Source organism: Alkalimonas collagenimarina (assembly GCF_030717845.1).
Classification (GTDB): domain Bacteria; phylum Pseudomonadota; class Gammaproteobacteria; order Enterobacterales; family Alteromonadaceae; genus Alkalimonas; species Alkalimonas collagenimarina.
In genome coordinates this window covers 61,019-81,300 of record NZ_JAUZVZ010000011.1, presented here as the reverse complement: position 1 = coordinate 81,300, position 20,282 = coordinate 61,019, and the positions used below count along the sequence as shown (strand labels likewise).

Sequence of the window (20,282 nt, the reverse complement as noted above, 5' to 3'; positions counted from 1 at the left end):
TATTTGTAAAAATGAACCTTATATAGATGGTTCAGTCATAGCATAGCTATTCGTTTTAAAGATAGTCATCTGGTTCAAGCATAGCTGCTTTTAAGCCTTTGGAAGGGTTCGATAAAAATTATGGTTAAAACATTCTCCGAGCTAAAACGCTATCTCGATAGTCAGGTGCTGGGGCAACCAGCTCTTACTGAAGGGATCCTACTGGCCTTGCTGGCAAACGGCCACCTTTTGGTGGAAGGCCCACCGGGGCTAGCTAAAACCCGAGCTGTCAACGCACTAGCTCAAGGCATTGAAGGCGATTTCCATCGTATTCAATTTACCCCGGATTTGCTACCAGCTGATTTAACTGGTACTGACATCTATCGTCCGGAGACCGGGCAGTTTGAGTTTCAAAGCGGCCCCTTGTTCCATCACCTCATTTTGGCCGATGAAATTAACCGCGCTCCAGCTAAAGTTCAATCGGCCTTGCTGGAAGCGATGGCAGAAAAACAAATAACCGTAGGTCGTACCACCTACCCTTTACCAGAGTTATTTTTAGTGATGGCGACCCAAAACCCGTTAGAGCAAGAAGGCACCTATCCACTGCCTGAAGCTCAACTTGATCGGTTTTTACTTCACCTCAAAGTGGATTACCCCGATGCAGAAACTGAGCTGGAAATCCTTAAGCTAACTCGCGGTGAAGCGCTGTCAGAGCAGCAAGCTGAACCGCCACATATGACTCAGGCCGATATATTTACCGCCCGTAAAGCCATCCTTCAGTTACATCTTGCACCTGCCTTAGAGCGGTATATCGTGGAATTGATCATGGCAACCCGGGATGCCAGCGCCTATAGCGAAACCTTAAGCAAATGGTTGGCCTATGGTGCCAGCCCTCGCGCAACCATTGCACTAGAGCGCTGTGCCCGTGCCAAAGCTTGGCTGGAAGGTCGTGATTTCGTCACCCCTGATGATATTCAAGCCGTGTTTCACAATGTATTGCGCCATCGCATCATTTTAACCTACACAGCTGAAGCGGAAGGGGTTAAAACCGATGACGTATTGAGCAAAATACTGAGTCTGGTCCCAGTTCCTTGATATGAGCGAATTGAACCCGCAGGAATGGATGCAGCAAGCTGGTGCCAATGGTATCGAGCTAAGCTTACAAGAGTTACTCTGGTATCAACGCTATACCCGTCTGTTGGATTTGCGGCCGCAGCAGCACATCCAAAGTAAATTGGCAGGTAGTTATTTAGCGCGTAGTAAAGGCAGGGGTATGGAGTTCGATGAAGTTCGTCATTACCAGGCTGGCGATGACGTTCGCACCATTGATTGGCGTGTGACCGCCCGCACAGGTAAAGCGCACACCAAGTTATTTCGTGAAGAGAAAGAGCGGCCGGTATTTATTCTGACCGATCTGAGCGATAGCATGCACTTTGGCTCGACCCTACTTTACAAGTCGGTACAAGCAAGCCATTTGGCTGCACTGATTGGCTGGCATGCCAAACAAGCCGGTGACAAACTGGGCGGCTTGGTGTTTAGCCAACAGCATCATCTCGAATTAAAACCCCGCAGTCGCTCTACCGGTGTATTGCATTACTTGCATGCACTGCAAGAGGTTTTCGCAGCAGATAACAGCCGGTATGGTTTGCAGTTGCCTCAGGCGTTGGGGCAGATACGCCGCTTAGTTCGTCCGGGAAGCTTATTGTTTGTGCTGTCCGACTTTCACAGCCTGGATGAAGAGTCACTGCGCCACTTAAGTGCTATCCGGCAACACAACGAAGTGGTCTGCTGCCCCTTGTTTGACCCACTGGAACTGCAGTTGCCTTCACTGGCCAGTGGCAGCGCTACGGTCACCGATGGTGAGCAACTCGGCTGGCTGGATTTGAGTAATCAGCAATTGAAACGACGTTATCAACAGCAGCAGCAGTCTTTCCAGCAAGGGATGCAACAAAGCTTGAAACAACTCGGTTGTCGTTGCATGTCCATTAGCTCTGCTGAGCCTTTGATCACACAGCTGTTAAGGAGCTGGCATGACCAACACTCCAGCTGAACAAGCCCAATTGACCCATCAGGCCGAGTTAGCTGATATTGTTGAAGTTAGCGAGCTGCCATTTACTGGCATTGCACCCGGTTGGTGGGTACTAGCCGTCTTGGTACTGTTGCTGTTGGCCGCGCTAGGCTATTGGCTATACCAAAGGCGCCAGCGCAGCAAATACAATCAAGCTTTGCAAGAAGCCCGGCAAGCTCTCAACTCGATCGATATACAACAACCCGATGCGGCGCAGCAGATTAATATTTTATTGAAGCGGCTGGTACGCCATTACAGCCCCAATAGTGCCCTGTTAAGTTGCCCTCTACCTGTCTGGCAAGAGTTTCTGCAACAGCAGCAACCCAGATTACTGTTGCCCAATTTAACCGTTTTGCTTTATCAGGCAGAGGCCGATCCGCAACAAACTGCGACCTTTGCTGACTTTGCCAAAGCCTGGCTGCAACCATACGATGCACGCAAGCTAGCGAACTCGATCAAGGAGTACACCCATGCTTGAGTTTAGCTGGCCATGGTTGTTCATCCTATTACCACTTCCCCTGCTATGGCGAAGCTCACGTGGCACCATAGGCCAGGCATTAAAACTTAAGCCATTGGTTAAACTGGCTCAGGTTTCTGCTGGCAACAGCCAGCAATGGCGCCAGGCTCGCAGCTGGATTGCGGCTATCATTTGGTTGTGTTTAGTGGTCGCTGCGGCAGAACCCCGCTGGGTGGGTGAGCCCGTGCAACTGCCGCAACAGGGACGCGATATTATGTTGGTGATCGATTTATCGGGTTCGATGGAAATTACCGACATGACGTGGCAAAACCGTCCCATTGATCGTGTGGGAGCTGTTCAACGTCTAACCAAGGAATTCCTTGAGCGCCGGCAAGGCGATCGAGTCGGCTTGATTTTGTTTGCTGATGCAGCCTACCAGCTCACTCCCTTGACACTGGATCTGGCAACAGTGCAAAGCATGCTTGATGAAGTTGTGGTTGGCATGGCCGGTCGTCGTACAGCCATCGGTGAAGGTATCGGTCTTGCCGTAAAACGCTTTAACGAACTATCCAGCTCAAATAAAGTCATCGTATTTTTAAGTGATGGAGCCAGCAATACCGGTAATATATCGCCTGAAGAATCGCTGCAATTGGCCAAAGCAGCCAATGTCAGGATCCATACCGTAGGTATTGGTGCAGAGCAAATGACCCAACAGGGCATTTTTGGCCCACGAACCGTCAACCCATCACACGATTTAGACGAACCCTTACTGCAGCGGATGGCTGCAGAGACCGGGGGCGAATACTTTCGGGCCCGCAATATTGAAGAATTCCGCCGCATGTATCAGCTGCTCGATGAGTTAGAGCCTATTGAGCGGGAAAGCCTGAGCTTTCGCCCACAGCGCAGTTTAGTTCACTGGCCTCTTGCTATTGCCTTGCTGCTATCGTTGTGGCTTGCCTGTATCACTATCAATTGGCAGGAGGTACGCCAAGGTGCTCGCTGAATTGCATTGGATCCGTCCCTACTGGTTACTTGCTTTACTACCTGTATTGCTTATTTGGTTGTTATTGCTCAAGTATCGAAAACCACAAAGCCCTTGGCAACGCTTTATTGCCCCTCATTTGCAACTGCACTTGCTGGGCCAACACAGTAAAAATCAACCGCGCTGGCCACTTTGGCTGCTGGCATGGTGTTGGGTGGTTGCAACCATCGCGATGGCAGGTCCAAGCTGGCAGCGAGTTGAACAACCCGCAATTTACGTCGATAAAGCAACCGTATTAATTATCGATATGTCGATGTCAATGTATGCCACAGACATGAACCCAAACCGACTTACTCAGGCTCGGTTTAAAGCACTGGATTACATCGACGCCCTGCAAGAAGGTGAGTTAGCTTTAATTGCTTTTGCTGGCGATTCTTTTGTCGTGTCGCCTCTGACACCAGATCACAACAATGTTCGTCTACAACTGCCAACACTTCGGCCAGACATTATGCCGTCACAAGGATCCAATCTGTATGCTGCGCTGCAGGCAGCGGATCAACTACTGCAACAGGGCGGTTATTCCCGTGGCGATATTGTGGCTCTGGTGGATGGTTTTGAGCGTCACACCGAGCGCCAATTAACGGATCTGGTCAACAAACTACCACATCGGCTCTCCATTATTGCTTTTGGTTCAGAAGAAGGGGCTCCAGCGCAACTCCCTGATGGCAGCTTACTACAGGATAGTCGCGGCAGCATCGTTTTGCCCAGAGTGCCCCTCACCCAGCTTACCCACCTGGCCAGAAGCTCAGGAGGCGTTTTCCAACAAGCCGATTTGTCTGGCCGGGACATTGAAGCCATCATCAATCAATCAGAGCTCAGCGCCAGTGCTAAACTGCAGCAACAGCTGCAAAGTGCAGGAGATGCCTGGCGTGATAAAGCGATTTATTTAGTCTGGCTGTTGCTGCCACTCGCATTATGGCTTGGCAAGCGGGGGCAGTTGTTTGTGATCTGCCTGATATTCCTGCCACACGACAGCTTCGCCAAAGAATTCAACTGGTGGCAAACACCCCAGCAGCAAGCTATTGAAGCCTATCAACAAGGCGATTATCAACGAGCACAACAAAAATTCACCGATTTGCAATGGCAGGCACAAGCCGCCTATCGAGCCGGCGACTATCAGACCGCTGAACAGGCTTGGCGCACCCTTTCGGAACAAACCCCCAGTGCAGAAATCGATTACAACCTTGGTAATGCCTTGGCGCAGCAAGGCCGTTACGACGAAGCTTTAGCGGCTTACCAGCAAGCCTTGCAGCAGCAACCTGATTTTAAGCAAGCTCAACACAATGCTGAGTTGATGCAACACTTGTTAGAGCAGCAATCGCAGGAGCAAGACGATGGTGCTGAACAGGGTGATAGGCAAGATCGGGACGACCCACAAGAGTCGGATCAACAGTCATCGCCACAAGACGAAAGTAGCTCCGGTGATGATGCCAGTGACGGTAACTCCGCTGAAAACGATGCTGACCCGCAACCAGATACAAAAAGTGGCGATGAGCAAGATGACGCTAGCGACGATGCAACGGAAGGCAATGAAGAACCACAAGAAAACGATGCTGATCAAGACTCTCAGCAACAAGAGCCAGCAGTTGCCGAGCAAGGACAACAACAGATCATCGAGTCTCCGTGGCCAGATGCCAGTCCGGAGGAGGAACAAGAGTTGATGAATATTCTTCGCAAAGTTCAAGATGATCCAGCATTACTATTGCGAAATCGCATGCATATTGAACATCAGCGCCGCAGACAGCACCAACTGCCGACAGGAGTAGAAGAGGAATGGTAAAACTCGGTTGTTTTTTCGCCTTACTGCTAGCCAGCTGGCCACTATGGGCCCTGACTCAATTAACCGCTCAGTTGGATAAAAACCCTGCCATGGTCGGTGAAGCTATTGTACTGGAGGTCACGGCAGATGCCCGGTTAAGCGCCGAGCAGCTTAACTTCCGCGTGCTGGAAAATGATTTCCGTATTACCGCTCCATCCGTGAGTCAAAGTACCCGGGTGGTAAATGGTCAAGCTAGCCATAGTACCAGCTGGCGCCTTTCTTTATTTGCTCGCGAGCCAGGCCAATATACTATCCCTGCTTTTACAGTGAACAACGTAAGTTCGTCTCCCATTGAGCTTGAAGTGTTAGCAGCAAACCAAAGCGATGCCGGACAACCAGAATTATTTTTGCAAGCCGAATTGGCTCAAGACACTTGGTATGTCCAGCAAAGTGGCTATTACACCCTGACCATCTACTTTCAAGGCGATCTTCAGCGCGGCAGCCTGACTGAGCCGAGTATGGAAGGTGCCACCATCCAGCAAATTGGCAATGATGAAGAAGGCTCAGAATTAGTCAATGGCACTCGCTACCGCACCATCACACGTCGTTTTGCTGTGATCCCACAACGCAGCGGTGACTTTGTAATCAAGGCACCCGAGTTTACCGGCGAAATGCTCGACCGGGACAGCGCCCGATACAATTACTTTGCCCGAACCAAAACCATTATGCAGCGGGCAGATGATCTGGACGTCTCGGTCCGGGCCGCTCCTCATGATTTTCCTGGCTCCTGGTTAGTCGCTGGCCTCGTCACATTAAATGAAGAGTGGTCACAAGAGCCTGCTGAGTTTACTGTGGGAGAACCCATCACCCGAACCATTACGCTATCTGGCGTCGATTTAGCACCGAATCAATTGCCTGATATACAGATCCCCTACCCAGATGGTTTAAGGCTGTACCCACAAACCCCCAACTCACAGGGCGCTCAGCGTAATGGTCGTCTGGTCGCACAAAAAACCTTTAGCAGCGCCATCATTCCAGCCACTGAAGGCACTTTGGAATTGCCAGAGGTAAAAATTCCCTGGTGGAATAGCCAGCGTGACCAACTGGAGTATGCCACCATCCCAGCCAGACAAATTCAGGTAAAGCCCGGTCAGGTGAGTCAACAACCACTGCCTGCTTCAGTTACAGATAGCCGCTCAGGTGACGAACCAACGCCTATAATTGCCGTATCGCAGTGGGCATGGACGCACAGCAGTACCGCCGTGTTGCTTGGTTGGCTTGCTAGCCTATTGCTTTTCTGGCGTTTACGGCGAGGTGCCAACAAGTCACAGAGCCCTGCAGCGAGCCCGCCTTATAATCACAGTACGCTTAAAAAGGCGTGTCAGCACAATCAACCTGCGGTGGCGCGTGATGCACTGCTGTATTGGGCGCGCCAACAAATCCAGGCGGATATTCTGTCCATCTCTGAGCTGGCGGCATGGGTTGATGAACCGTTATCAATCGAGATCAATAAGCTCAATAAAGCAATATACCATCCAGCAGGTGGGGAATGGCAAGGTCAGGATTTATGGCAAGCCTGGAAAAACTATCAACCGACGATGAACAAAAAAGCATCATCAGAAAGCCTGACCAGCCTTTACCCCCAGTAAAACAATCACTTGTGTGCCATGCCCACAAAGCCAGTGCGAACCGTTTTTAGGAAAGCACTGGCGCTCTGCCATTGCTCTTGTTAGCATGGGATTTCACGACCTACAATCTAAAAATCAATACGTTACTTGGGTCTACAACAACAAAAACAGGAGCTTATTTTGGAAACTGGCACTTTAATTTCCCTTGCCGTGTATTTTCTTGCCATGCTCGGTATCGGGCTCTATGCCTATCGAACCTCCACCAGCGATGTCTCGGGTTATATGCTGGGCGGCCGAAAGCTGGGCCCCGGCGTAACGGCATTATCGGCAGGAGCTTCCGATATGAGTGGTTGGATGCTGATGGGTTTACCGGGCGCGTTCTTTGTGGCTGGTTTTTCTGAAGTCTGGATCGCCATAGGCTTGCTAGCTGGAGCCTACCTGAATTATCTGATTGTGGCACCTCGCCTTCGAACCTACACCCACGTCGCAAAAGACTCCATCACCCTGCCCGACTATTTTGAAAACCGCTTTAATGATACAAGCCGGGCACTTCGTCTGGTGTCGGCTGTTGTGATTATCGTATTTTTCACCCTCTACACCGCTGCAGGCGTCTATGCCGGGGGAACCTTGTTCCAAAATGCTTTTGGCCTCAATTACGAAGTTGGCTTATTTCTGACCGCCGGTGTTGTCGTTGCATACACCTTATTCGGTGGCTTTCTTGCCGTCAGTATCACGGATTTTGTCCAAGGCTGTATCATGTTTATTGCTTTGGTGTTGGTGCCTATCACAGCCTATATGATACTCGGCGGTAGTGGCCCGGTGATGGCAGAAATTCAAGCGATGGAACAACCGATGTTGGATCCATGGCATGGTGCCACCTTCCTGGGTGTTATCTCTTTGCTGGCTTGGGGTCTGGGCTACTTTGGTCAGCCTCATATTATTGTCCGTTTTATGGCCATTCGCTCCATTAAAGATTTTAAAGTGGCTCGCCGGATTGGTATGACCTGGATGACAGTAGCTTTGATTGGCGCCATGCTCACTGGCATCATGGGGTCGGTATATATGGTGACGCAAACAGGCAGTCTCGGCCCAGCGGCTTATCTGGACGATGCAGGCCAACTGGCCGATCCAGAAACCATTTTTATTGTCTTGTCGCAAATTTTATTCAACCCATTAATCGGCGGATTTTTACTGGCCGCGATTTTGGCAGCCATTATGAGCACCATCTCATCACAGCTGCTGGTGACCTCAAGCTCACTGACTAAAGACTTTTATCTGGCTTTCTTTCGTCGCAATGCCTCAGATAAAGAGCAGGTCATGGTCGGACGTATTTCGGTGTTTATTGTCGCGCTTGCAGCCATTGGGTTATCGCTCAATCCAAGCCAAAACTTACTGTCGCAAGTAGGTAATGCCTGGGCTGGTTTTGGTGCAGCTTTCGGACCACTGATTGTATTCAGTTTGTATTGGAAGCGTATGACCTATGCAGGAGCACTCAGTGGCATGGTGGTTGGAGCGGGAACAGTGCTGTTCTGGATTTATGCTCCAATAACCATCGCTGGAGATACCTTAGGCAGCTATGTTTATGAAATTGTTCCCGGGGTTATTTTCAGTGCTCTGGCTATCTACATTGTCAGTAAACTAACGCAACCACCAGCGGCCAGTATTCAGCACGATTTTGAAAAAATGGAGCGACGGTTAGAAACCGATATGGAATAAACCATATTTACCATCATCGAAAAAGCCTCTTCGTTATCACGCAGAGGCTTTTTTTATGTCCATGACTGCCAGGACTTGTCAGCATCGAACAGAAAAGCTATAACCTTAACTCATCAGTATTTTGCACAACGCATATAGCTAACCGCGAGGAAGATGGCTTCTATGTACTTTTATGCAGCACGTCAGCCCATCCTAAACCGAAACAAAGAGCTTTTCGCATACGAGTTGTTATTCAGAGACAGTCTTGAGAATGTATTCCCCGGGATTGATGGGGATGAAGCCACTTCCAAAATGATTGAAGGCAGTCAATTTTCATTTAGTCTCGATGACTTTTTAGGTGATAAGCCCGGCTTTATTAATTTTACGCTTGAAACCCTGCAAAAAAAGTATCCGGCCATGATGCCGAAAGAGCAAATTGTAGTTGAGATCCTCGAAACCATTCAACCCGGTAAACGTCTGCTTGCAGAATGTCAGGAGCTTAAAAAAAATGGTTATCTGCTCGCATTGGATGATTATGAGCACAAATCTGTGTGGCGCCACTTTTACCCTTTTATCGACATTATTAAAATCGACTGGCTCACAACTGACATAGACACTATTCACGAAGTCAAAACAGCCATCGCAGACTTCCCTCATATCAAATTACTGGCTGAAAAAGTAGAGACCAATGAGCAATACCTCACTGCCATGGAGCTAGGTTTTGAGTATTTCCAGGGATTCTTCTTCTCAAAGCCGGAAATGATGCAAACCAAAGCCTTGTCTCCTGCACAAATGACACTGGCAGAACTGTTGTATGAAACCTCTAAGTCTGAAATCGATTTAACCGCCATCACCACAATTTTTGAACGGGATATCAGCTTGTCCTATAAGCTACTGCGTTACAGCAACTCTCCCGTATTTAAACGCCGCGCTGAAATAGCCACCATCAAGCAAGCCTTAGTCGTGTTAGGTCATGCCGAATTGAAGAAGTTTCTCTCTTTACTTTTCACTGCACAAATTAGTAGCGACAAGCCAGCTGAACTGATGCGCCTATCCATGACACGAGCCAAATTTGCCGAAGGTCTGGCTGAGTTGCATGGCAGTGATTGCTCAAAAGCCTATTTGACGGGCATGATGTCACTGATGGACGCCTTGTTGGATGAGCCCATAGAGTCAGTAATGGAAAAGCTTCCCCTCTCGAAAGACATTAAAGAAGCGCTGGTCGACAAACAGGGCATGCTAGCGGATTATCTGCGTTTAATGGAGTTGTATGAACAAGCGCAGTGGCCTGAAGCCTCAGCACTGATTGAACGCTTGCAACTGGCTGTCGATAAAGTACCCGACGCCTATCATGAAGCTGTGCATTGGGCGAACGAACAGATGAAGGTGATGGGAGACAACTAAACACCTTCCCAACACCCTCACCTTCTGGCAAATGCTTTAATCTTCAAAATGAACATACTGCGCGACAGTTGCCGCCAACTTGTCCCCTATACCGCGTACCTGAGTTAATTGCTGCTCACTGCGGATCGCTCCATGTTCAGCAATGTAATTTTGAATAGCTTCTGCTTTCTGGCTACCAATACCAGGAATCAAAGCCAGTTGTTCTGCAGAAGCCTTGTTAATAGCGATTGTGTTGACTGCACCAGCCTCTTGTTGCTGGGTTAACGTCTGTTGTGGTTTAGCTTCCAAGGCCATTAGTTGATTAGAAGCCAGTGCCAGCAAGACAACACCACACGCAAATACGATTGTTTTCATTCCTTTAAACTCCATGTATAGGTCATTATTTGGCTTTATCGATTTTTAAGCCCTGTATTTTTACGACTAGCTCCCTGAAAACAGCCAAAAAACACATTAAATAAACCTTTAATTAACTCAGGTAACTATAAATATATCCAAAAAATAAGAATGGTCAACATTTAACCGTAATATTTTTGTCAATAAGTGTGCTTATGGTTCAGCCACAATTAAGCAAGCCTGTCCTATGCTGATAACGTCGATTAAAGCGAGGTGCTTATCATGAAACTGCTCCCGGTGATTTTTACCCTTTCTGCCATGGTGACAGCCCCGGCTATTGCTTATAACCAACCTATTGAATACGCCCGAGTGACCAAGGTAGAGCCAATCTATCGCACCATTGCCACACATCGGCCACAACAGGTATGTCACACTGAAACAGTGCAGTATCGTGGCCACACATCACAAGATAAAACACCTGTGGTGTTAGGAGCTATTGTCGGTGGTGCCTTAGGTCATGCTATCGGCCATAACAAGAGCAATAAGCGGGTTGGCATGGCAGCCGGAGCCATACTCGGTGGCGCAGTGGTCAATGATGTACAACGTCAAAATCGTCAATCGCACGTGGTGCATCAACAGCATTGCCGTCCTACCAATAGTTCGGTAGAGTATCGCAATGTTCTTGAAGGTTATGAAGTTAGCTATAAACTCAGAGGTCGTCACTACCAAACCGTATTGGATTATGACCCAGGCCCCCGTTTACCAGTACAAGTCCGTGCTCGTCGCGGCTACTAAATTATTATGACCAAGGCACTACAACGCTTTTTTGTGGAGGTAACTATGTTACGACGTACAGCAATTTTGTTATTGGTTGCCTTGCTCCTGGCCGCGCCTGCCGCCGTCCAGGCAAACCGAGCCTCCATTGATAAAGAACAAGCAGCGGAGCTTGCTTTGCAACAATACCCAGGCAGAGTGCTGAATGTAAAAACAGAGTCGCAACACTATCGTGTGCGTGTGCTGCAACGAGATGGTCGTGTTGTCACCCTTTTGGTGGACCGCCGAACCGGACGACTAACAAAGGATGATCGTTAATGCGTATTCTTGTAGTGGAAGATGAACAACTGCTGGCGAACCAAATCCGTAACCATCTCACAGAGCAGCAATGCAGTGTAGATATGGCTTTTGACGGCCGGGATGGTGATTTCAAAATCAGTGAATACCCTTATGACTTAGCCATCATCGATCTTGGTTTACCCCAGATGGATGGTTTAAGCCTGATCCGTAAAGCCAGAAAAAAAGACATTAAAACGCCTATTATCATCCTGACTGCTCGCGGTAGCTGGCAAGAAAAAGTTGAAGGGCTGGATGCAGGTGCAGATGACTATTTGACCAAGCCCTTTCACATGGAAGAACTACTGGCGCGCTGCAATGCACTGATCCGCCGAGCCGCTGGTCAGCCTGATCCCACACTATCTTCTGGTCCTATCGCACTCAATAGCCGGACACAGCAAGTATGGCTGCATGAGCAGGAAATTAGCCTGACAGCCTATGAATACAAGGTGTTGGAGTACTTTATGATGAATCCAAATAAAGTCATTTCCAAAACCGAGCTGACCGAACATATTTATGATCAAGATTTTGATTTAGATAGTAATGTCATTGAGGTGTTTGTTTTGCGGTTGCGCAAAAAGCTTGACCCAGAAGCTGAACTAAAGCCAATCGAAACCCTCAGGGGTCGAGGCTATCGTTTTACCATGGCCGTCAAGTAACCAATGAGCTTATCACTAAAACTGCGACAGGGGCTGATTAGCCTCCTGCTGTTCGCTTTCTTGTTACCCGGTTCTTTTATTGCCATTGAACGTGCATTTTACATGCAGCTTGTCAGCAATACCGAGCAAAAGCTCGAAGTTCACTTGTACGCTATTTTGTCAGAAATTTCTGTCAGTGCCGATAAAGTACAGCTCAGTAATGTCGCCTTAGCACCTGACTTTTCCAGGCCAAACTCTGGTTTAAGCGCCTTTATTACCGATGAGCAAAGTATTCTTTGGCAATCTGACTCATCCATTACCCAAGATTTTGTACCAGAACTATCGCAGCTGCTGCCTGGCAAAAGCGATTTTCGCGACGAAATACAACAACAAGAAAAGTACTGGGTGCTATCCATCGCTTTGCTGTTCGATCAAGGTGATCACACCATTCCACTAACCGTGCATGTGGTGCAGGCCGATCGTTTACTAAATACCCCCCATCAAAGCTTTTTGCGCACACTGATACGCTGGTATCTTGGTATCGCACTGGTGTTATTGCTCGTCATGTTATTGGCGTATCGTTGGACGACCCGACCACTCTCGGTATTGGATAATGAAATTCGCCGGGTTGAAAGCGGCAAACAAGAGCAATTAACCGGCAGTTACCCGGCAGAACTGATGGCACTTAAAGAAGATTTAAACCTGTTGCTCGCCAGCCAGAACCGTCAGAAACAACGTTATCGCCATCACCTCAGTGATTTAGCCCATGCCCTAAAGACTCCGCTAGCAGTATTGAATACTTCAGCGCTCAGTGAGCAACCTGAGCTTCGGGAGCAGTTGGATCGGATCAGTGCAATGATCGATCACCAGCTCAAACGTGCCAGTAGTTCAGGACAAGATGTATGGAAAAAACAAATTCCACTGCCGCCATTACTGGATAAAATGGTCAATGCTTTACGAAAGATCTACGTCCACAAAGGCTGTCAGATTGAAGTAAACTGCCCAGAAGATGCTACCTTTAAAGGGGACCAGACCGATATGATGGAGATCCTCGGTAATTTGCTGGATAACGCCTGTAAAGCGTGCAAAAATCAGGTACGGCTCACCATCCAGAGCAGCCCATTACTGATCCAGGTAGAGGATGATGGTCCAGGTATTCCAGTAGAAAAGCGGCGCCAGTTATTTGAACGAGGGATCCGACTCGATACCTACCACGAAGGACACGGTGTCGGCTTATCCATTGTATCTGAATTAGTTAGTTCTTATAATGGCCAACTGGACGTTGACCACAGTGAGCTCGGTGGTGCCAGTTTTACACTCAGATTTCCGGATGTTTGATCCAAAGTCCGAAAGAGGATACTTCACCATGCATCGACTTATTTCAGCCGGCATTGCCGTCCTTGCTTTGCAAGTCGCTGCAGCTGAACCTGTTTGCCCATGGCCCGAGGCTGGTAGCCAGCAACAACGGTATCATCAACAGCTTAGCTGCTACGATCAAGAACTGGTTAAAGCACGTCGCTCACTAGAACAGTGGGAAAAGCATCATGAGTTTGCCCTGCAGCAACACCGACAGCGCACAGGCCGCCCTGCGGCGCTAAATAGTTACCTCAGCGCCAGAGAAAGCTTTAAACAGCTTAAAGAGCAACATTGCCGCTGGCAATATCAGTTGCAGTTACCTGATGTACAAGCAGGCGCTGCCCTATACAAACACTGCCAACTGCAGTTGATCAATCAACGTAAAGTCGATCTGGAATCATTGGCAGCACAATAACTATTTTTAATTCATGTCGGCGTCATTGCTTTCTGCCAACGCCGCTTTTCTTGCCTGTGTTTGCTCTTCAGAATCAAGCAGAATGGCTATCCAACGCCCACTTTCAGAGCTCTCTAAGCCTATTTTAACAATCATGGTTAAAGGAATACTGAGTAACATCCCGACAGCGCCCAGCATCCAGCCCCAAAAAATTAACGATAAAAACACCACCAAAGTCGACAAGCCCAAGCCTCGTCCCATATAGCGTGGCTCAAGCATATTGCCCACCAGCAAGTTCACGGCAATAAAGACCACAGAAGTCCCTAAAGCCAAGCTCAAACCTCCATCAACAAAAGCCATCAACACGGCAGGAACGGCTGCAATGATGGAACCAATATTCGGAATGTAATTGAGTAAAAAAGCAAAAATGCCCCACAACAAGGCATAACTGACCCCTAGCATCCATAACAAGAAACCCACCACGATCCCAGTCAATAAGCTCATCATGGTTTTGATGGCAATGTAGCGATTGACTGAGTGCAAAAAATGACTCATTTGCTGTAAACGTTCAGTTGGGTTTTTCATCGCTAATTGTACTTTAGCCGGAATGCTGTGCGCTTCCAGCAACATAAACACCACGATCAGCACAATCAACAAGGTGTTGGTCAGCATGGTTCCCAAACCGGCTAATGTATTAGTGGCCAGTGTTATGGCAGAACCAGGGTTGATATAACTTAGCAGCTGTCTGGGCTCAATCACCAGATGATAATCAGCCAACCGATTTAGAATAAGCAACAAAGCGTTATTCAACTGGGCCTGATACTCTGGTAAGGAACGCGATAATTCAATCAGAGATTGCACCACGATACCGGTCAACGCCGTGCCAAACAGCACAATGAGCGCTATGACGAGTAAAATTGAAACGAGTTTGGGTACATGCCAACGGTGCAGTAACTGAATTAAAGGACTGCAAATAATGGCAATAAAAATGGCCAATAAGAACGGAACCACTATCGCGGCAGCAGCCTTGATACCCGCCAGTGTAATCACTAAAGCTGCGCAAGCTACCAAAATCCTTGTCGCGCTATGTTGTATAGCTGTTGTCATAAACATCCTTGCATTCTTTGATCGGTAAAGGCCTAATAAACGTAATTACAAAAAATAAACTACAGGATAAGAACTCAATGGAACTTAACCCCGCTATCATCCGTATCAAAAATCTTCGATTACGAACTTATATTGGCATCAATGACGATGAGATTAAGAATAAACAGGATGTCGTAATCAATGCCAAAATTCAATACCTTGCCCATGATGCTGCTGACAGTGATGACATGAGTAAAGCATTAAATTATCGCACCATCACCAAAAGGATTATACCCTTTGTTGAAGATAATCGTTTCTATTTGCTGGAGAAGTTAACCGCTGATGTACTCGCCATTGCTGCAGAACATCCATCAGTGCTTTACGCCGAGGTCGAAATCGATAAACCGCATGCACTTCGATTCGCAGATTCCGTCTCGATGGAACTATCCGTCAGCAAAACACCAGAGTAGCACTATACTTAAACCGAACCTTTGGGTTCAAAACGCATCTACCAAGTCATCCAACATCAAGGCGTTGACATGAATATATTGATTACCGGAGGGACAGGCCTGATTGGTCAAGCACTGGTGAAGCGCTTACGTTCTGAACATGAGTTCACCGTATTAAGCCGTTCCGCTGAGAAGGTAAAATCACTATTTGGTCATGATATTGTCTGCTGTGAATCGCTCGACAAGATAGATATTAGTCGCTACGACGCTGTAATCAACCTGGCCGGTGAGCCCATTGCCGATAAACGTTGGACCGATAAGCAAAAAAAGCGCATTTGTCACAGCCGATGGGATCTGACTGAGCAGCTGAGTGCTAAAATTCAACAAGCGAATCCAGCACCCAAAGTACTGATCAGCGGTTCAGCTATTGGTTTCTATGGCCGGCAAGATGCCAATCGGATTGACGAAAGCCATACCGACTTTTATCCAGAGTTCAGCCATGATATTTGCGCCCGCTGGGAAAACTTAGCCCAACGCGCCGCCAGCCAAACGACACGAGTGTGCTTACTACGCACCGGCATTGTGTTGGCAAAAAATGGTGGGGCATTAAAAAAGATGTTGCCACCATTTAAACTAGGGTTAGGGGGTAAAATAGGCGATGGCCAACAGTACATGTCATGGATACATATTGACGACATGGTCACGCTTATCGACTTTTTGCTTTGTCATAGTGAGCTAAGCGGCCCCATCAACGCCACCGCTCCCAGAGCTGTGAATAATAGCGCTTTTACCGAAGCTTTAGCGGCCCGACTTAAAAAGCCGGCTCGACTGCCTATGCCTGCATTTATGGCACGTGTATTGTTTGGTGAAATGGCAGACTTACTGCTGTATGGTCAGAATGTGTACCCACAAAAACTGTTGCAGGCTGGTTTCGAGTTTCAGTTCAGCGATATCAAATCTGCTTTGCAAGCATTGGATTTGTAGGGGCGCATGATTGCGCCCATATGAATCCCACAAATAACAGGGCGCAATCATGCGCCCATACGGATTTTAGGAATAAATCGCCCGGCGCATTAGCACGGCGCTTTCTGTAGCCAACAGCTGGCGCAGTTGCCACCAACCCAACAACGTGACCACAATGAGCCCGGCTCCGGGTCCTATCCACCATAGAGTCCAGTTTAGTTGAAACGGCATTTCAAACAAACGGTACTGCAACAGCCCCAGCACCGCTTCGGCCAACACCGTCGCGAGCACCCCCGCTAAGGTACCGAGTGCGGCGAACTCGAACAGCATCGCATTACGCAAAAATACATAGCGCGCGCCTAAGGTACGTAATATCGCCAACTCCTGCTCACGTTGCTCCATGGTTGCCTGTACCTGAGCAACCAGAACCAGTACCGCGGCTGCAAACACCAGTAGTAAAATCCCACTTAGCGCCACAGTGACCTGCGCAATAATCTCTTTCACCTGCTGAATAATGGCATCGACATTCAATACAATGATGGTGGGAAAATCACGGTTCAGCTGATTCAGAATGTCTCCCTGCTCCCCTTCCAGATAAAATGCAGACAAATAACTGGCAGGAAAATCACTCAGCACATCCGGGCTTAAGATCATAAAGAAATTGGGTTGCAAAGAATTCCAGTCCACTTCACGGATACTAGTCACCGTTGCGGATGCGACTTGCCCACCAATGGAGAAGACCAATTCATCCTGTAACTGCAAACCAAGGCGTTCTGCCAGTTCAGACTCCACTGACACTTCCTGCCCGCCATTTTCATCAAACCAGCGCCCTGCAGTCACTCTGTTATTTTTGGGTAACTGTTCGGTCCACGTCAGATTAAGCTCACGGCCAACTCCGACGCGTTGATCATCCTCTTCCTTACTTGCACGTTGCCGAAGTTGTTCATCATTGATGTACGTCAAACGACCACGAACCATCGGGTAGAAGGTGTCTAATTCCAAGTTATGCTGATCGGCAAAGGCTTTAATGGCCGGTAGCTCTTCTGGCGAAATATTCACCAGAAACTGGTTAGGTGCCCCCTCAGGGATCTGGCTCTGCCATTGCTCCAGCAGTTCAGCCCGCAAAAAGTAAAGCAATAGTGTTAAAAACAACGCCATACTAAAGGTCAGAAGCTGAAAGCTGTTTTGCCACAAACGACGGCGTAAATTTGCCAAAGCCAGCTTCAGAGCAGAGCTTTGCCCAGCCGCCATAGGCTTGGCAATTTTCACCAACAATGCTGCCATCCCCATCAGCAACAAAGCAAAAATAGCGCAGGCGGCAAACAGCAACAAACTCAGTACGAACTGACGACTGAACAGCCACATGAGCAGCCAGACCGCGATGGCACCGGTCACCAAATGCCATACATCAAAGCGCCAACCAGGTAGCTGACGCAGTACTGAAATAGCAGGCACTGCAGCCAACTGCCAGACCGGACGAGCAGCAAACAAGCCAGCACATATCACGGAGGTCATCACCCCCATAAACAAAGGACGACTGCTAAATACCGGCTCAAAATCATTCAACCACAGCGTAATGCCTTGTTGCAGAAAAACAACCAAGACCAAACCAACCAGCATCGCCAGCACCGAGCTAAACAAAGTCACCAACAACAAATGACTGCAATAAATTTTCCTGGCCACCGTAGTAGTAGCGCCCAAGGCCTTAATCACCGCGACGGATTCTGCATGACGCTGCCGATAGCGATTTGCCGCCACTGCAGAGGCACTTGCAGCGAGTACAATACCCAATAAGCCAGCCAGAAGCAGAAAGCTTTCTGCGCGTTCCATGGCCGCACCCACGGCGGTTTCACGATCCAGCCGTTGCCAATTCTCATGCACGGATAAGCTTGCATCCAGTTGTTGCTGCAAGCTAGCAAGTTGTGATTCAGCGCCGGCAAATAGATAGCGGTAATCAATCCGGCTGCCGGGCTGCACTACCTCGGTAGCCGCTACATCATCCAGATACATGATCACCCGCGGATTACCACCAAATACATTTAAAGGGGCATCAGGTTCGGTTTCAATAATTCCAGCAACCATCAAGTTGGAAGCGCCAAGCTCGACGTAGTCGCCAATTGCAACCTCGAGCAAACTTAGTAATCGTGGTTCCACCCATAAAGAACCGGTCTGTAGAGCCCCCCGCTCCCCTTCAGCAATACGTGGGCTTTGTCGCAGTACCAAGTCACCCCGCAATGGATAACTGGCCGTCACGGCCTTTACCGTGACGAGCTGCATGCCTTCTGTTGAGAACAACATGGAGTCAAACAGCATTTGTTGCGCTTGCGCCACTTCCTGCTCAGAGGCCGCATCAAGGATTTCCTGCTGAAATGGTCGGCTGGACCGCAAAATTAAGTCAGCGGCAATAAAGCTGGCACTGCGCTGCGACAGTGCTGAGCGTACGCTTTCCGTAATACCGGTTAAAGTAACCACGGAAAACACCGCTAAAAAAAGCGCAAAAGCAATCACCCACAACTCACCACGCTTTAATTCGCGCCAGAACAGGCGCAAGGCGATACTAGCCCACATGGCGCTGCTCCTGTGCCATGGATTCCAATTGACCATGATGCATTAAATACTGCTGCTGGCAACGCTCGGCCAGTTCAGTTTTGTGGGTCACCAATACCAGCGTCGTGCCTTGTTGTTCATTCAAATTGAACAACAAATCTTCGACCTTCTGCCCTGTTTGCTCATCAAGGTTAGCGGATGGCTCATCAGCGAACAATATCTGTGGTTGAGTGATAAAGGCTCGGGCAATCGCCACTCGCTGCTGCTCGCCACCAGAGAGCTGTGTTGGGTAGAAGTCACGTCGTTCTGCCAACCCCACCTGATCCAGTAATTCTAAGCCTCGCTTACGTGCATCACGAATACCGGCTAATTCAGCAGGTAAGGTAATATTCTCCAAAGCGGTCAGTCCCGGTAGCAGTAAAAACGATTGAAACACAAAACCAACATGACTAGCTCGCAGCTCTGCCCGTTGATCTTCCGTCAGTTGATGCAAAGCATGGCCAGCCAAAAAGACTTCGCCTTCCGTTGCCGTATCCAGCCCGGCTAAAATGCCAAGTAATGTAGACTTGCCCGAACCGGACGCACCAACGATGGCGACAGACTCACCTCGCTTGATTGTTAAATTCAAATCCGTCAGGATAGTCAGTGATCCTTCAGTCAATTGCACCCGTTTAGTCAGGTGTCTTGCCGTAATATCAAATTCAGGTGGTTGCATGCGCATAATCTTTATTTTGTTAGTCTTCATTTACAGTACCACGACCTATGCCGACACGAAAAGACTGTTGTTGTTGGGCGACAGCCTGAGTGCGGCGTACAACATGGAAGAACGTGACGGTTGGGTGTTCCTGCTCCAGGAATGGTTGAGTACGACCCAAGCTCCACTTGAGATCATCAATGCCAGCATGAGCGGCGAAACCACAGCCGGAGGCTTAGCTAGATTACCTGCTTTGCTGCAGAACTATCAACCGGATTATGTGTTGATAGAACTAGGCGGTAACGATGGCCTGCGTGGCTTTCAAATCCCACAAATTGAACGTAACTTAACGCAAATGATTGAGCTAAGCCAAGCGAGTAACGCCCAACCTATTTTGATGCAAATTCGCATTCCACCAAATCTGGGCCCACGTTATACCCGCCAGTTTGAAGCGCTCTACCCCAGCCTAAGCCAACAGCATCAACTGCCACTATGGCCATTTTTTATGGAAGAGATCGCTTTAAACAATGATTTGATGATGCCAGATGGTATTCACCCGAACCGTCAGGCACAGCCGTTGATTAAACAGCAGATGAAATCATGGTTCGAAGGATTGGTTACAAGTGGATAGTTATGATTTTTTACAAAACCACATGTAGGGGCGCATGATTGCGCCCGCA

General features: G+C 48.5%; 20 protein-coding genes. 16 read left to right on the top strand and 4 right to left on the bottom strand.

Going from position 1 to position 20,282, the window contains the following annotated elements; all coding sequences use genetic code 11:
- The first annotated feature begins 120 nt into the window (after positions 1-120).
- From Q3O60_RS09440 to Q3O60_RS09405, 8 genes are all read left to right on the top strand, one after another.
- Complete coding sequence (locus tag Q3O60_RS09440; protein WP_305893674.1) at positions 121-1,074, top strand: AAA family ATPase; 954 nt, start codon at positions 121-123, stop codon at positions 1,072-1,074.
- A 1-nt stretch (position 1,075) separates the two neighbouring features.
- Positions 1,076-2,029 carry a DUF58 domain-containing protein gene (locus Q3O60_RS09435; RefSeq protein ID WP_305893673.1) on the top strand — a complete coding sequence of 318 codons (954 nt, stop codon included), beginning with the start codon at positions 1,076-1,078 and terminating at the stop codon, positions 2,027-2,029.
- Positions 2,010-2,525, top strand: a complete 516-nt coding sequence (locus tag Q3O60_RS09430; RefSeq protein WP_305893672.1) for a DUF4381 family protein — start codon at positions 2,010-2,012, stop codon at positions 2,523-2,525. Before Q3O60_RS09435 ends, Q3O60_RS09430 begins: the two co-directional genes overlap by 20 nt.
- On the top strand, positions 2,518-3,507 hold the full coding sequence (locus tag Q3O60_RS09425; protein ID WP_305893671.1) for a vWA domain-containing protein: 990 nt from the start codon (positions 2,518-2,520) through the stop codon (positions 3,505-3,507). Before Q3O60_RS09430 ends, Q3O60_RS09425 begins: the two co-directional genes overlap by 8 nt.
- Positions 3,497-5,326 carry a VWA domain-containing protein gene (locus Q3O60_RS09420; protein WP_305893670.1) on the top strand — a complete coding sequence of 610 codons (1,830 nt, stop codon included), beginning with the start codon at positions 3,497-3,499 and terminating at the stop codon, positions 5,324-5,326. The genes Q3O60_RS09425 and Q3O60_RS09420 overlap by 11 nt, the downstream gene beginning before the upstream one ends.
- Complete coding sequence (locus Q3O60_RS09415) at positions 5,320-6,954, top strand: BatD family protein (protein WP_305893669.1); 1,635 nt, start codon at positions 5,320-5,322, stop codon at positions 6,952-6,954. Before Q3O60_RS09420 ends, Q3O60_RS09415 begins: the two co-directional genes overlap by 7 nt.
- Before the next feature lie 159 nt (positions 6,955-7,113).
- Positions 7,114-8,649 carry a sodium/proline symporter PutP gene (putP, locus tag Q3O60_RS09410; protein WP_305893668.1) on the top strand — a complete coding sequence of 512 codons (1,536 nt, stop codon included), beginning with the start codon at positions 7,114-7,116 and terminating at the stop codon, positions 8,647-8,649.
- A gap of 162 nt (positions 8,650-8,811) precedes the next feature.
- On the top strand, positions 8,812-10,032 hold the full coding sequence (locus Q3O60_RS09405; RefSeq protein WP_305893667.1) for an EAL and HDOD domain-containing protein: 1,221 nt from the start codon (positions 8,812-8,814) through the stop codon (positions 10,030-10,032).
- A gap of 36 nt (positions 10,033-10,068) precedes the next feature.
- Here the strand turns inward: Q3O60_RS09405 and Q3O60_RS09400 are convergent, their stop codons facing one another.
- Positions 10,069-10,386, bottom strand: a complete 318-nt coding sequence (locus Q3O60_RS09400) for a ComEA family DNA-binding protein (RefSeq protein WP_305893666.1) — start codon at positions 10,384-10,386, stop codon at positions 10,069-10,071.
- Positions 10,387-10,647: 261 nt separating this feature from the next.
- On the opposite strand from Q3O60_RS09400, the gene Q3O60_RS09395 reads away from it, so the two are divergent.
- The 5 genes from Q3O60_RS09395 to Q3O60_RS09375 are packed head-to-tail and all read left to right on the top strand — an operon-like array spanning position 10,648 to position 13,884.
- Positions 10,648-11,160: a glycine zipper 2TM domain-containing protein gene (locus Q3O60_RS09395; protein ID WP_305893665.1), complete on the top strand. Its 513-nt coding sequence runs from the start codon at positions 10,648-10,650 to the stop codon at positions 11,158-11,160.
- 45 nt (positions 11,161-11,205) lie between these two features.
- Positions 11,206-11,457: a PepSY domain-containing protein gene (locus tag Q3O60_RS09390; protein ID WP_305893664.1), complete on the top strand. Its 252-nt coding sequence runs from the start codon at positions 11,206-11,208 to the stop codon at positions 11,455-11,457.
- Positions 11,457-12,134, top strand: coding sequence for a response regulator transcription factor (locus Q3O60_RS09385; RefSeq protein ID WP_305893663.1), 678 nt, complete (start codon positions 11,457-11,459; stop codon positions 12,132-12,134). Before Q3O60_RS09390 ends, Q3O60_RS09385 begins: the two co-directional genes overlap by 1 nt.
- Positions 12,135-12,137: 3 nt before the next feature.
- A complete protein-coding gene (locus Q3O60_RS09380; RefSeq protein ID WP_305893662.1) occupies positions 12,138-13,451 on the top strand; it encodes an ATP-binding protein in 1,314 nt (437 codons plus the stop codon).
- Positions 13,452-13,479: 28 nt separating this feature from the next.
- Positions 13,480-13,884: a hypothetical protein gene (locus tag Q3O60_RS09375; protein WP_305893661.1), complete on the top strand. Its 405-nt coding sequence runs from the start codon at positions 13,480-13,482 to the stop codon at positions 13,882-13,884.
- Between the two features lie 6 nt (positions 13,885-13,890).
- Here Q3O60_RS09375 and Q3O60_RS09370 read toward each other — a convergent pair whose 3' ends face one another.
- Positions 13,891-14,970, bottom strand: coding sequence for an AI-2E family transporter (locus Q3O60_RS09370; protein WP_305893660.1), 1,080 nt, complete (start codon positions 14,968-14,970; stop codon positions 13,891-13,893).
- 77 nt (positions 14,971-15,047) lie between these two features.
- On the opposite strand from Q3O60_RS09370, the gene folX reads away from it, so the two are divergent.
- Both folX and Q3O60_RS09360 read left to right on the top strand, forming a co-directional pair.
- Positions 15,048-15,419, top strand: coding sequence for a dihydroneopterin triphosphate 2'-epimerase (gene folX / locus Q3O60_RS09365; RefSeq protein WP_305893659.1), 372 nt, complete (start codon positions 15,048-15,050; stop codon positions 15,417-15,419).
- Positions 15,420-15,488: 69 nt separating this feature from the next.
- On the top strand, positions 15,489-16,382 hold the full coding sequence (locus tag Q3O60_RS09360) for a TIGR01777 family oxidoreductase (protein ID WP_305893658.1): 894 nt from the start codon (positions 15,489-15,491) through the stop codon (positions 16,380-16,382).
- Positions 16,383-16,448: 66 nt separating this feature from the next.
- Here Q3O60_RS09360 and Q3O60_RS09355 read toward each other — a convergent pair whose 3' ends face one another.
- Together Q3O60_RS09355 and Q3O60_RS09350 are read right to left on the bottom strand one after the other, a co-directional pair.
- Positions 16,449-18,929, bottom strand: coding sequence for an ABC transporter permease (locus Q3O60_RS09355; RefSeq protein ID WP_305893657.1), 2,481 nt, complete (start codon positions 18,927-18,929; stop codon positions 16,449-16,451).
- Positions 18,919-19,629, bottom strand: coding sequence for an ABC transporter ATP-binding protein (locus Q3O60_RS09350; RefSeq protein WP_305893656.1), 711 nt, complete (start codon positions 19,627-19,629; stop codon positions 18,919-18,921). The genes Q3O60_RS09355 and Q3O60_RS09350 overlap by 11 nt, the downstream gene beginning before the upstream one ends.
- On the opposite strand from Q3O60_RS09350, the gene Q3O60_RS09345 reads away from it, so the two are divergent.
- A complete protein-coding gene (locus Q3O60_RS09345) occupies positions 19,622-20,233 on the top strand; it encodes an arylesterase (RefSeq protein WP_305893655.1) in 612 nt (203 codons plus the stop codon). The two genes, Q3O60_RS09350 and Q3O60_RS09345, sit on opposite strands and share 8 nt — an antisense overlap.
- The last annotated feature ends 49 nt before the right edge of the window (positions 20,234-20,282 follow it).